Source organism: Mucilaginibacter sp. P4_E8, from assembly GCF_056401495.1.
The window spans coordinates 94,869-109,651 of record NZ_JBFUJG010000008.1; the positions used below are offsets into that span (position 1 = coordinate 94,869).

General features: G+C 40.9%; 8 protein-coding genes. All 8 read left to right on the forward strand.

Going from position 1 to position 14,783, the window contains the following annotated elements:
• Positions 1 to 186: 186 nt before the first annotated feature.
• Positions 187 to 1,089: an AraC family transcriptional regulator gene (locus AC1DRQ_RS05590; RefSeq protein ID WP_429396766.1), complete on the forward strand. Its 903-nt coding sequence runs from the start codon at positions 187 to 189 to the stop codon at positions 1,087 to 1,089.
• Positions 1,090 to 1,174: 85 nt separating this feature from the next.
• Positions 1,175 to 2,938, forward strand: a complete 1,764-nt coding sequence (locus AC1DRQ_RS05595; RefSeq protein WP_477422758.1) for a DUF885 family protein — start codon at positions 1,175 to 1,177, stop codon at positions 2,936 to 2,938.
• A gap of 49 nt (positions 2,939 to 2,987) precedes the next feature.
• Positions 2,988 to 4,424: an APC family permease gene (locus AC1DRQ_RS05600; RefSeq protein ID WP_477422760.1), complete on the forward strand. Its 1,437-nt coding sequence runs from the start codon at positions 2,988 to 2,990 to the stop codon at positions 4,422 to 4,424.
• Positions 4,425 to 4,452: 28 nt separating this feature from the next.
• Positions 4,453 to 6,684, forward strand: coding sequence for a putative Ig domain-containing protein (locus AC1DRQ_RS05605; protein ID WP_477422762.1), 2,232 nt, complete (start codon positions 4,453 to 4,455; stop codon positions 6,682 to 6,684).
• A gap of 100 nt (positions 6,685 to 6,784) precedes the next feature.
• On the forward strand, positions 6,785 to 9,103 hold the full coding sequence (locus AC1DRQ_RS05610) for a S9 family peptidase (protein WP_477422764.1): 2,319 nt from the start codon (positions 6,785 to 6,787) through the stop codon (positions 9,101 to 9,103).
• 270 nt (positions 9,104 to 9,373) lie between these two features.
• Complete coding sequence (locus tag AC1DRQ_RS05615) at positions 9,374 to 12,544, forward strand: SusC/RagA family TonB-linked outer membrane protein (RefSeq protein ID WP_477422765.1); 3,171 nt, start codon at positions 9,374 to 9,376, stop codon at positions 12,542 to 12,544.
• A gap of 60 nt (positions 12,545 to 12,604) precedes the next feature.
• Positions 12,605 to 14,092 carry a RagB/SusD family nutrient uptake outer membrane protein gene (locus AC1DRQ_RS05620; protein WP_477422767.1) on the forward strand — a complete coding sequence of 496 codons (1,488 nt, stop codon included), beginning with the start codon at positions 12,605 to 12,607 and terminating at the stop codon, positions 14,090 to 14,092.
• Positions 14,093 to 14,096: 4 nt separating this feature from the next.
• A complete protein-coding gene (locus AC1DRQ_RS05625) occupies positions 14,097 to 14,774 on the forward strand; it encodes a hypothetical protein (protein ID WP_477422768.1) in 678 nt (225 codons plus the stop codon).
• The last annotated feature ends 9 nt before the right edge of the window (positions 14,775 to 14,783 follow it).

Genomic DNA, 14,783 nt, shown 5'->3' on the forward strand with positions numbered 1-14,783 from the left:
ATGCCCTGTATTATACTATTATTGTGTAATAGACAATTATTATTTTGAATGCTTCAATTTTACCCATATTAAGTATTGTATTCACAATATATTAGCCTGTTGTGGTTGTAAATTACCTTTTTGGCGGTAAAATTTGGATTCTAATATTAAATGATTGTAAATTAAACACTAATTAATCTTGTTGTTATGAAAGTTTTACAGTTTACTATCCCGGTAGCGCATGATAAAAGCGTGATCGCAGAAAAGGTTTGTCAACCGTATCATTATCCCTATTTACATCGCCACAAGGAAATTCAGCTTACGTGGATTAAGAAAGGGGAGGGGACTTTAATTGTAGGAAATAATATGCATCATTATGTGGCAGGTGATGTGTTTTTAATAGGCGCTAATATGCCCCACGTATTCAAAAGTAGCCCTGAGTATTTTTTACCAAATTCGGGTAAAATGGTAGAAGCATTAACTGTTTTTTTTAATTCTGATGGGGTACTGGCCAATGTATTTAATCTTCCGGAGATGAAGCCCAGCGCTATCTTTATACAACAGCACCAACAAGGCTTTAAATTGCCTAACTATACTTTAGGTAAAATTTACAAGGCTATGAATCTTTTACAAGATCAATGTGGTTTGGATCAGTTTATGGCTTTTTTAAACCTTTTAAAAGAATTTACCTGTATCAGGGCAAAATTAGATCCCTTATCTACCTACGGTAATTTGCCGGGAATAACAGAAAACGAAGGTATCCGTATAGGTAGTATTTATAATTATATCATGCAGCACTTTATGGAGGATATTACTTTAGAGGATGTTGCAAAGGTTGCTTTTATGACCCCGGAGTCTTTTTGCCGCTATTTTAAAAAACATACCGGGCATACATTTGTAACTTTTCTTAATGAAGTAAGAATTAACGAAGCTTGCAAAAAACTCATTGCACACCGCTTTGAAAGCATTAATACGGTTGCTTACAAATGCGGATTTAAGAGCATTACCAATTTTAACCGCGTTTTCAAACTTATCATAGGCAACTCGCCACGGGGATACCTGGATAATTACCATCATAATATCATTACCCTTGCCAGGGCGGCCAGCTAAATCATCCTGAACTATTTTTTTAATTATTTTACTTTTTAACACTTACTAAGTGATAGTCCGTTGCAATAACATAATATCAAATTTAATGGTAGTTTTTTTGGTCATGATAGCTTTTATGACCAAAGCACAGAATATGTCTTTTTCAAATCCTCTTTTTGAACAGATAAGCGAGGTTGCAGGGAAGATTATACAATATGGACAGGATATCAATGCCATAAAGGATTTTTACTCTCCTTATAATGTTAACAAACATGCAGAGGATCAGTATAAACTTCATGTTCTGAATTCTCCGGAGCAAAGAAAAAGATTATTGGAAATAAACGCGGATTACCTGAACCAACTGGGCGAAATGGATTTTGCATCGATGAGCATATATGGCAAAGTGGACTATATCCTCCTGAAAAAAAGAATTAACTATGAAATTGACATGCTTAAAAAGGAGGATGATCAGTATAACCAGGTGGCCAAATTTATTTCATTTTCAGATAGAATTTATGCGTTGGAAAAAAAGCGCCGCCGGGGCGATTTTGTCGACGGAGAAAAAGTTGCCGGCGAATTAGTCCTTATACTGCAGTTACTTAAAAAAGACTCGACTGTTTATTCCAAGCTGCCAAGCATAGATTTGCCATTGGCAAAAAAAATGCATGATGCGCTTTTGGGGCTAAAAGGGAGATTGACAGATTTTTATGATTTTTATTATGCTTATGATCCTTCATTTACCTGGTGGGTACCTCAATCTTATCAAAAACTTGATAACGCGCTAAAAAAATATAGTGATTTAGCGTTAGTTAAAGGTAAACTAAATACTACGCAAAAGGCCGATAGCAGTGGTATTAAAGGGGTTCCGATTGGCAAGCAGGAATTGATAAGGCAGCTTCAGTCCGAAATGATCCCTTACACGCCGGAGGAACTGATAAAACTGGCTAATAAAGAATTTGCCTGGTGTGATAAAGAAATGCTGAAGGCCTCGCAGGAAATGGGTTTCGGCAACGATTGGAAAAAAGCACTCGAAAAGGTAAAGAATAGCTATGTGCCTGTGGGCCATCAGCCAGAACTGATTGTTAAGCTATATAACGATGCTATAGGCTTTATTAAAGAGCGCGACCTGATCACCATACCACCACTTGCCGAAGAAACCTGGGGCATGGTTATGATGTCGCCCGAGCGCCAGTTGGTCAATCCATTTTTTACAGGTGGAAAAGAGATCAGTATCTCTTACCCAACCAATACCATGGAGGCGCAGGATAAGCTCATGAGTATGCGGGGCAACAATCCCTATTTTTCCAGGGGGACTGTACAGCATGAGCTGATTCCCGGTCATAACCTGCAATATTTTATGAATAGCCGTTATAAGGCCTACAGGCAGGATTTTACTACTCCCTTCGCCGGCGAAGGCTGGTCCTTATATTGGGAGTTATTGTTGTATGATAAAGGTTTTGCTAAAACGCCCGAGGAGCGGGTTGGTATGCTGTTTTGGCGTATGCACCGCTGTGCCCGTATTATATTTTCTTTAAACTATCATTTGGGCAATTGGACCCCGCAGCAGTGCATTGACTTTTTAGTAGATAGGGTAGGCCACGAAAAAGCAAATGCCGAAGGCGAAGTAAGGCGCTCATTTGAAGGTGGATACAGTCCGCTTTACCAGGTAGCCTATCTCCTGGGCGGATTACAGCTGATGGAACTGAAAAAGGAGATGGTTGACAGCGGTAAAATGACCTATAAGCAATTTCATGACGCCGTAATGAAAGAGAACCTGATTCCCATAGAAATGGTAAGGGCCACATTAACCAATCAACCCTTAACCAGGGATTTTACTACCAGCTGGAAGTTTTACGATTTTAACAAGTAAGCATCAATACTTATTCCTCATTTTTTTTAAATAAAGATCAAAATTTTGCATGGATACTAATACCTCATTTAAACCATCGTTAAGATTAATTGATGCAACTATGCTGGTAGCAGGTAGTATGATCGGTTCGGGCATTTTTATTGTAAGTGCCGATATTACCCGTAATGTAGGCAGCGCGGGCTGGCTACTATTTGTTTGGCTCATAACGGGCTTTATGACCCTCACAGCCGCCCTTAGTTATGGTGAATTAAGTGCGATGTTCCCAAAGGCCGGCGGACAATATATTTACCTCAAAGAAGCATATAATCCACTGGTAGGTTTTTTATATGGCTGGAGTTTTTTTACCGTTATTCAAACGGCAACCATAGCAGCCGTAGGTGTAGCCTTTGCAAAGTTTACTGCCTATTTAATTCCGCAGCTTAGCGAAACACTGGTAACTGTTGATCTCGGCTTTATTACCATTTCGCCCGCGCAGTTGCTTTCTATACTGGTTATAGTACTGCTCACCTACATCAATACACGAGGGGTAAACAGTGGTAAAATTGTTCAAACTATATTTACTATGGCCAAGTTGCTTAGCCTGCTGGGGTTAATTGTGTTTGGCTTATTCGCGGTAAAAGTATCTGTATGGAACAGTAACTGGCACAATGCCTGGAGCATGCATAGCTTAAAAGCCGATGGATCAATTGCATCTTATACTACCCTTGCTGCATTAGGTGCCATCGCCTCGGCCATGGTTGGTTCCATATTCAGCAGCGATTCCTGGAACAACGTTACCTTTATTGCCGGCGAGGTTAAAAATCCGAAAAGGAATATTGGTTTAAGTTTGGCTTTAGGTACAGTGATCGTTACGGTTATTTATATTTTAACCAACATCATGTACACAGGTGTGCTGTCATTACATGATATTGCTACGGCAGATAAGGATAGGGTAGGTGTAACGGCATCTCAACAGATATTTGGCAGCTCTGGTACCATTATTATAGCTCTGCTTATCATGGTATCCACTTTTGGTTGTAATAACGGGCTGATCATGTCTGGTGCCCGTGTTTATTACTCCATGTCGAAGGATAAATTGTTTTTTAAACAAGTTGGTATACTCAATAAAAACTCGGTGCCTGGCTTTGGCTTATGGCTGCAATGCATTTTTGYCTGTTTGTGGAGCCTTAGTGGTAAATATGGCGATCTGCTTGATATGATATCATTTGTTGTTGTCGTTTTTTATGTACTTACCATCATCGGCATATTTATTTTGCGCAAAAAAATGCCGGATGCCGAACGACCTTACAAGGCCTTCGGTTATCCTGTTTTGCCTGTAATTTATATCATTATGGGGCTCACCTTTTGCCTGTTGCTTATCAAATATAAGCCCGCGTATACCTGGCCCGGATTAATTATTACGCTTACCGGGATTCCTGTTTATTACCTGATAGGCAGGACCCAACAAAAAAAAGGAGCAGGCGAATCGTTGTTGGTTAACGATTAATTACGCTGCTTATCAATATAACTATAACATGATCAGATTTTTCATCTGCATAGCGCTTTGGTTTTCAATCCAGGTAGCCTATGCCCAAAACGGCAAATATTTAAAGCTGCCAGCCGCTAAATTTTCTATAGGTGATGCATCCGATTGGAAGACCCCTGCTTTTAATGATAACCAATGGAAGGATATTAAAGTTGGTGAGGTGTGGCAAAGTCAGGGTTACCCAGACTATCACGGATATGCCTGGTACAGGATACATGTTACTATCCCATCGTCATTAAAACAAAGCGCGGTATGGGGTGATAGTTTGCGGGTTTTTTTAGCTCACGTAAACGATGCCGACGAAACTTATCTTAACGGGACATTGATAGGGAAAACTGGGGCGTTTCCTGATGACCAGGGCGGTTACATAAGCAAGTGGCCCGCCATTCGCAATTATTGTGTTGCGGCCGGCAGTCCTGCAATAAAATGGGATGCAGAAAATATTATTGCCATAAAAGTTTTTGATGGTGGTGGTTCCGGAGGCATATTTATGGGATCGCCATTTATCGATATGCTCGAAAAGTTTGATGGTATTGCATTTAATCTTTCCGGAATAGAATTTTTGCCTGGCAGCAAAGCTGAACAGAAGTTAACAGTAAGCAATAAATTCAATACTGCAATAGCGGGAATATTTCATTACCAGGTAATAGACGAGTTAAAGGACAGGGTTATTGAAGATAAATTGATACCTGCATCTTTATCCGCATATTCCGGGAAAGCTTTTACACTTGCCTTTCCACACCGCGAAGGAATAAAACTTGTTTATGATTTTAAAGAAAAGGCATCAGGAAAAGTAAAAAGCTTTACAGAAATTGCCCCATACTTGCTAACCCCCAAAGAGCCCCTGGAACCTTTAATTAACGGTGCCGGGGTGTTGGGTGTACACGCGGGTTCACCTATAATTTATAAGGTACCGGTAAGCGGGCAAAGGCCTTTTAAATATAGTATTCAACACCTGCCCGCAGGTATAAGCTTTGATACACAAAAGGGTATTATAACAGGTAGCCTCCCAAAAAACGGGAGCTATACCTTAAACATTAAAGTAAGCAACCGTTTTGGGGAAAACAGAAAAGCATTTATAATTAAGGTTGGCGACAAGCTGGCCTTAACCCCGCCCATGGGCTGGARTAGCTGGAACTGCTGGGGATTAAGCGTGAGCGATGCAAAAGTAAAAAGTTCGGCCCGGGCCATGATTGATAAAGGACTTACTGATTATGGCTGGAACTATATTAATGTTGATGATGGCTGGCAGGCGGCACAAAGGTTAAACTCAGGCGAGATCATCCCTAATGAGAAATTTCCGGACATGAAGGCTTTGGGCGGTCAATTGCACCAGGAGGGGTTGAAATTTGGCATTTATTCTTCGCCGGGGGCTAAAACATGTGGCGGTTTCTTAGGCTCATTTGGTCACGAAGCACAGGATGCCATGACTTATTTTAACTGGGGAGTTGACTATTTAAAGTATGACCTGTGCAGTTACTCTGATAACACAGCTGGTGATACAACACTTTATGCCCAGCAAAAACCCTACATAGTAATGCGCGATGAATTGAAAAAACACCAGCGTGATATGGTTTACAGTATCTGCCAGTACGGTATACATGATGTATGGAAATGGGGAGCAGAAATGAACGGCAGCCTGTGGCGTACAACCGAGGATATTACCGATACCTGGGAAAGCCTTTATAGTATTGGCTTTAGTCAAACCAATAATGCGACCTATGCACATCCGGGCGGGTGGAATGATCCCGACATGCTGATAGTGGGCATGGTAGGCTGGGGCGAGAACCTGCACCCAACAAACTTAACCCCGTATGAGCAATATACCCATATAAGTTTATGGAGCCTGCTATCAGCGCCACTGCTTATTGGCTGTGATATGAGTAAGCTGGACGAGTTTACCCTTAACCTGCTAAAAAACCGTGAAGTGATAGCCCTTGATCAGGATGTATCTGGTAAGCAAGCCGAGCGGTTGATAAATGATAATGGGATACAGGTTTGGCTAAAACCACTTGCGGATGGCAGTAAAGCGGTGGGGGTATTTAACACCGGCGATAAATATAAAAACTACAACCTGCAGTTTAAACAGATAAACCTGACAAAAGCAACCGTTGTAAGGGATGTTTGGAAGCAAAAGGATATAACTGCTGCACCGTTAAAAAATATATCCTTTAACATACCGCCACATGGGGTAAGGCTTTTAAAGATAATTGGCAGGTAATGACTGATTAAAGGGTAATTGCTGGGTAATAGTTGGTAATTTATTGAAAAAATGATGCCCGGCTATTATTTAATTTTAATAAACATAAACTCTTATCGTTATGCATGGTACGCGTTCGCACCTATACTCATTTTTTTTAATTCTGCTTGTTTTTTCAGCAGCTCACACTTATGCCCAGCAAACACCAGTTGCACCTTATTTACCCACTCACCAGGAGGTATTACAATCCTATATCAATGCCGATAAACTTGATTCGGCCTGGAAGAAATTGGCAATTAACTATAACATTAAGCCCAACTGGCAGGCAAATAACAAACAATTTTGGTATGGCAAGCGGGTAAAAAACAATGAAACCGATTATTATTTTGTAGATGCTGAAAAAGGATTAAAACGCAAAGTATTTGATAGTAAACAAATGGCTGATGCCGTTAGCACAGTACTTGGTATACCATTACCGGTGAACAAGCTGCACATCACGAAAATGTTTTTTAGTGCCGATGAAAGGCAGGTAACGCTTAAAATAAGTGATAGCTGGTTGAAATGCGACCTGAGTAATTACCATTGCGAAAAAACAACCGATACATTATTTAAGAGTTATGATCCTAATGAGCCGCTTCAAACACGCCGGTACCGTTGGGAAGGATTGGTAACTGATTCTGTTTCGCCTGATAAACAATGGGCTGCTTTTATAAAGGGCGGTAATATTTATGCAAAGTCATTAAAAGGGTCTGCCGAAATTCAATTCACTACTGATGGCAACCTTGATAAACCTTATGGCGAGGTATCATGGGCTCCTGATAGCAAACATTTGGTAGCCTATCATATTGACCCTAAAAAAACAAAAGAGGTATACTATATTCTCAGTTCGGTACCCGGCACAACACGTGGTAAGCTTAAATCGCATGAATATGACCAGCCGGGAGATGAATTTACCACTTATGAGTCGTTTATTTTTAGCATAAGCGATAAAAGTAAATTAAAGGTTGATGCAGAAAAACTTGACTTTTTTGGAGCCCCGGTGCTGCACTGGCGCGACGGAAACAGCCGGTATTTTACATATGAAAAAGTTGACCGGGGGCACCAGCGCTTCAGGGTTATTGAGGTGGATGTACAAACCGGGAAAACACGCAACATCATTGATGAAAAAACAAATACATTTATCTATGAGCAAAGGATCTATACACGTTACCTGCCCAAAACGCATGAGATCATATGGGTTACCGAGAAGGACGGGTGGCGCCACGCATACCTCGTTAATGAACTAACAGGGAAAGAAAAGCTGATCACCGCAGGTAACTGGGTTGTGAGGGACATTGATAGTGTAGATGTTAAGAAAAGAGAGATCTGGTTTAATGCGAGTGGCAAAAATGCAGGCGAAGACCCCTATTTTATCCACTATTACCGTATAGGTTTTGATGGCAGGAACCTGGTTGACCTAACCCCCGAAAAAGGGAACCATAGCCTTACCTTTTCGCCTGGCAGGAAATATTATATCGACACCTATTCAGAAGTTAATATAGCGCCGCGTATGGTGCTTAAGAACACATCAACATTTAAAACAATAACCGAACTTGAACACCAGGATCTGAGCGATCTGTTAGCTACCGGTATTAAATTGCCCGAAGTGTTCGTTGCCAGGGCCCGCGATGGCAAAACAGATATTTGGGGCGTTATCTATCGCCCGGCTAATATGAACCCAAACAAAAACTATCCTGTTATTGAAAATATATACGCCGGTCCGCAGGATTCATTTGTTCCCAAGAGTTTTTCAGTGATCAATGAAATGCAAAGCATCGCGCAGCTGGGATTTATAGTGGTACAAATTGACGGAATGGGCACGGCTAACCGCTCCAAAGCTTTTCATGATGTATGCTGGCATAACCTTGCTGATGCCGGTTTTGCTGACCGTATTTTATGGATGCAGGCTATGGCTGCAAAATACCCGCAGGCGGATATCAGTCGGGTAGGGGTTTATGGTACATCAGCCGGGGGACAAAATTCAGCAGGGGCATTATTGTTTCATCCCGAATTTTATAAGGCTGCAGTATCGGCCTGCGGGTGTCATGATAACCGGATAGATAAGCAATGGTGGAACGAACAGTGGATGGGCTATCCGGTAGGGCCGCATTATGAGCAGCAATCAAACATTACCAATGCCGATAAATTAAAAGGTAGTTTATTGCTGATTGTGGGTGAGGCCGATAACAATGTTCCTCCGGAGTCGACTTACCGTTTTGCTGATGCCCTGATAAAACATAATAAGTATTTTGACCTGCTAACTATACCCGGAATGGGCCATAGCGATGGCGGCCCTTATGGCCGTAAAAAGAAAAGAGATTTTTTTGTAAGGCATTTGTTAAACACCGAACCTCCTGTCCGTAATACAGATGAACTTACCGCGGTGAGCATGGAAGAATAATCGCCTGGGTTTCCTCATCAATTGGTTGTTTGCTGAGAAATTAAACTTCATGTATTTTAATTTTACCATTATAACACTTATAATCTGTAAAAAGGCACACCACTCAGTGGTGTGCCTTTTTTAATTAATTGTTTATCAAATAATTAAATGTTAAAAATAGGATAATATATTGTTAATATGTGTTAAAATAACAATTAAAAAGCATGAGGTATCCGCATACATTTATCATATATAAATTACTTATTGATATTGAATTTAAAGTGATAATTTATGACAAGAACCTTTACACACCACAAGAAATTTTTGATCCTTTGTACACTGTTCTGTTTGCTTATACCCTGGCTGGCATTTGCGCAGAAAACAGTTACTGGAGTAGTTGTTGATAAAACCAATGGCGGTTTACCCGGTGTAAGTGTAATTCAAAAGGGTACCACAAACGGAACGGTGACCGATAAAGAGGGGCACTTTTCCATAACCTTAAAGGGGGCCAACACCGTACTTCTATTCCGTTTGGTTGGTTTTAAAACCAATGAGTTTCCTGTAGGCTCAAGAAGTACCTTAAAGGTATTGCTTGATGATGACCTTAAATCGTTACAGGAAGTTGTGCTGATAGGTTATCAGGGAGTTCAAAGGCGTAAAACCACAGGCGCAATAGCTACTGTAAAGGGTAAGGATATTGAAAATACACCCTATGCCTCCTTTGATCAGGCACTGCAGGGGCGGGTGGCAGGTTTATCAGTATTAAGCACATCAGGCGAGCCAGGGGCAAGTACACTTGTAAATATAAGGGGCAGCAGTAATATTAACCAGGGCAGCAGTACAGCGCCTTTGTATGTAATAGATAATATCATTTATGATGTAAATGATAAGCAATCAAGCTATGGCAGCAACCCTTTAGCCATTATTAACCCTAATGATATTGAATCAATTGATGTTTTAAAAGATGCATCAGCTGCCGCCATATATGGTTCGCGCGGATCAAATGGTGTTATCATTGTTAAAACAAAACGCCCTAAACTCGGCATCCCTCAAATTCGCTTATCAACCTATTACGGTATTTCTGATAAGCCTTCATTAATACCTGTGGTTACGGGAGCTGCAGAAAGGCGTTTAAAATTAGGGATACTTTATGACCAGGGCGCCTATACCAGCATACAAAACGGGCTGAGCCCAATACTTACTGATAGCTTGAATACTGCCTTTAACAACAATACCGACTGGCAGGGGCTACTTACCCAAAGGGCTACGCTCTCAAGTATTGATGCCAGCATCAGCGGAGCCGAAGAAAAATACTCTTATAAGTTCTCAATGAACAAGTATTATGAACAAGGTGTATTAAGAGGGTATGATTTTAACAGGTTAACTCCAAGCTTATATTTCCAGGTTAACCCGGTTAAAGCTATTCAATTCAGCACCAATGTTATTTATGGTACCACCAAATCAAAACATGGTATTGGTTCGGGCGATCCTTTTGCCACTTATCCGTTCAGCGTTCAAAGTTTTCCTTCTTCGTTTTTTCAGATCAGGCCTGCCGAACAGGCGTTGTATGAAGGCAGGTATGATGATCTGAGAGACGATGACCGCAACACTTCTCTTTTGGCCAATTCGCAGCTGGTAGCAACACTGGCTAAAGGCTTAATATTTAACAGCAGTTTTTCATTTAACACCGATAATAATACCAGGAACTATTTCTTACCCGCCGAACTCAATAATGGTGTAAGTATGGCTTCAACAACTGTTTTGCAGCAAAGGATCTGGGAGGTTAACAATTTTTTATCTTATGACTTTAAGGTAAAAGAAAACCATAACTTTTCGGCATTGATAGGGCAGGGCGCTTATGACCTTACAAGGGATAATTCCTTTTTACAGGGACTAAACCTGTCCATTAATGGCGTAAAAACCGTTCAGGGAGTTGCTCCGGGTGCAAACTTAATAGGTAACTCATACTCTGAAGAAAACAGGAAGCTATCCTATTTTGCCAGGTTTAGTTACGATTATAAAGGTAAATACCTGTTTCAGGCAAATTACCGCAGGGATGCATCATCAAAATATAGCCTTGAACACAGGTGGGGCAATTTTCCTTCCGTTTCAGCAGGATGGATACTTTCTGACGAGCCATTCTTTAAACCGTTGAGCAAGACCATCTCCTTCCTGAAAATAAGGGGAAGTTTTGGTATTACCGGGCAGGACCCATCTAATTATTATGCGCAGTATACCACACTTATTTCGGATGCATACTATGACGGATCAGCACTGGCTAATGGTACTGCGGGCGAGAGGCGGCTTGTAAATATCCCTACTTATGGGGGCACCCAGGTGGCTTATCCTAATTATTATATACCGGCGGCATCCCCAACCATTAAATGGGAAAGCAGCCCGCAGTTTAATATTGGGGCCGATATCAACTTTTTTAATGACAGGATAAATTTTACCGGCGATTATTATATCAGGAATACAAATAACCAGGTGTTTTCGGTACCGGTACCCATTACAACAGGTTACACTTCAATAAGCAGCAACTTTGTTGGCACACGTAACACAGGTGTTGAAATTACCATTAATACCCGTAATATGGCAAGCTCTTCAGCTTTCCAATGGTCAACCAATTTTAACATTGCTTACAACCAAAACTATGTAACCAAATTGCCAAACGGCAACAGGGATATTACTTACGGGCCGCCATACCTGTCAGAAAACTTAACCGTAGGTAAGCCATTATTTTATTACAATTCATGGATAGTTACCGGGGTGTACGCTAAGGATTCTGATGTGCCCGTTGATCCTTTAACCGGTCTTCGTTTGCGTCATGACAGCAAATCAGGTCCGTTTTATTCGGCAGGTGACCCTATACGGAAAGATATCAACGGCGATTACATTATTGATGATAAAGACAGGGTGGAGAACGGGAGCCCTAATCCTAAATTCACAGGAGGTTTTACAAATACATTCACCTATAAAAACTTCTCCTTAAGCATATTAACAACCTTCATGTTTGGCCGCCAGATCAGGAATGGTTATCTGTCAGATCTGTTGCAGGTTGCCGGAACTAATAATCCTTATTATGTATATGGTACAAATGCAGCAGTAGCCTTAAAACTTAACGACGGACAAACATTCTGGCAAAAACCTGGTGACGTAGCCACTTTCCCGGGACTGATAACCAACAATGTAGATAAGTGGAACATAGCCCAGTCAACCTTTGTACAAAACGGAAGCTTTATAAGAGTTAAAAGCGCAAGATTAAGTTATGCATTGCCGGCAAAATTAGCCAGCCGGTATAAATTACAATCTATCAGGATCTATTCCATAGTTGATAACATCTACCTTAAAAAGTATGCTAACATACCCGATCCCGAATTGGTGGGGGTTGATGGTTATGCAAATGGTACATCTTATCCTCAGCCTAAAAAAATAACATTAGGCCTCGACCTGACATTTTAATAAAGCCCGGTACCTGGCAATGAATAATTTTTACAACGTAAATCATCAAAAATTAAACAAATGAAAAAGATATATATAATAGCAATACTGGTTAGTATGAGCATATTAACTTTTTCCTGCAAGAAATTTCTGGATCTTAAGCCAGTTAGTACACCTATTACCACTGATTTTTTTAAAACAGCCAATGAGGCAAACAGTGCTGTTGCAGGATGTTATTCGCTATTGCGCACCGCGCTCAATAATAAAACAATAACGTATTATGCTTATGGCGACGTGGCTACAGATGAGTATTCCTCATTTGGAGGGGTAGAGGATATGAATGATGTTGGCAACGTTAACTGGTCATTACCGGTTGCAGCAACATCCGATTACCGCACCATGATAAACCTGCGCAGGTGGGATAATTTTTACAGGGTTATTGATAACGCTAACCTTTGTGTCCAGAATATACCTGCAATTGATTTTACTACCGATAATTCAGGGAGTGATCCGGTGGTAACCAAAAATAATTTAATTGGTGAGGCTTATTTTATGCGGGCGTTTACCTATTTCTATATATCAAGGGTATGGGGCGATGTACCGCTGGTGATTAAAAGTGTTAATGCAGGCGATGCGGTAAGTACTGCAAGAACTCCGCAAGCCACCGTTTTGGCTCAATGCATCAGCGATTTGAAAAAGGCTATACCGCTTATGCAATATGGCTACGTAAATTCAAATAACCGCGCTGTTAGAGCCAATCGCGGGAGTGCTTTTGCCTTGCTTGCGCATATTTATGCATGGCAGCAGGATTACCAGAATTGCGCGGCAGCAGCAGATTCTGTTATAAAAAGAGGAAACTACCAGTTAGTTGACAGGAGCAGTACCGGGTATTTAAGTATTTACAAGGGTCAATCGACAGAAGGTATTTTTGAGATAGCCCAAAGTGCCTCAAACGAAGGTTCAACAGCCGGGATCCCTTTTTATACCACCAAGGCTCCTTATAATACGCTGATAAATGGCTCCGCAGCATTTGTTATGAATACAGATCATTTAAACAGCCTTTTTGCAGATACCACCGATCTTAGATTAAAGAACGCTTTTGCATTTACGGGAACTACAGACCCCATTTGTATTAAATACTCCAACTTTCAGTATACACAGCAAAATACCAATCAAATAGCCGTTGCTTACTATAACATTATTGTTTTCAGGCTTTCGGATATCATTTTGCTCAGGGCCGAAGCCTTGGCAGCAATTGGTCAGTCGGCACCGGCTATTACCTTATTAAACCAGATCAGAACAGCAGCAGGCATCAAACCTTACAGCGGCACAGCTGATGAGTTGTTTGAAGCTATAATTGATGAGCGTGGCCGGGAGCTGTTTTTAGAGGGGCATCGTTTTTATGACCTGGTACGTCTTGCCCGCCAAAAGGGCATAGCCGAATTTGGCGACACCAAAATAAGCCTGTCTGAATTTAACCGGGGCAAATATTACTGGCCTATTGACCCTATTCTTATTACACTCGATAATAGTTTAAAACAAACCCCTTACTGGTCATCAAAATTGTAATAACATGAAAACTAATAGAACAACATATTACTTTTTTACACTGTTAGCTGCGGTTTTAATGATGACCACAGCCTGTAAAAAAACATACATAAGCGGTGGTGGCACACATATCGCTAAAACATCACTAAGTACATTTGATTATCTGCAAAGCCATCCTTACCATATTTTTGATACGCTTACCACCATTATAAAACACTATAATATGGTGGATGAGGTAAACAAGGCAGGTACCTTTTTTGCAGTTACAGATTATTCCATAAACAGGTACCTGGCCCTGCAAACCCGCCGCGTTCAGTTAATTGATGAAAATAACAAGTTCACGATGGATAGCTTGTACGCCAGGCTAACTCCCGATTCATTGAGGCAATACTTGTTTACCAAGCAAATAAAGATCACCGATTTTAATGACGAGTTAATTCACGTGAATACCAACCTTGCCAAATTATCGTGCGGTATACTGCGTATAAAAAGTACTGATCCATCCTATTATACCAACTCATCGGCGCCGGTTTACTTCCTGTATTATGTAAAGATCAGGGGGGCAATTGATGTGCCGGGGCAATTGCCCACACCGGCAAATCCCGCCGATGTTACGGTAGTTTGCCAAACGCAAGGGATCGAAACTTCATCGGGAGGCATCCTGCATGTGCTATCCAACACCCACACTTTTGTAACATTTTAATTTGCACTA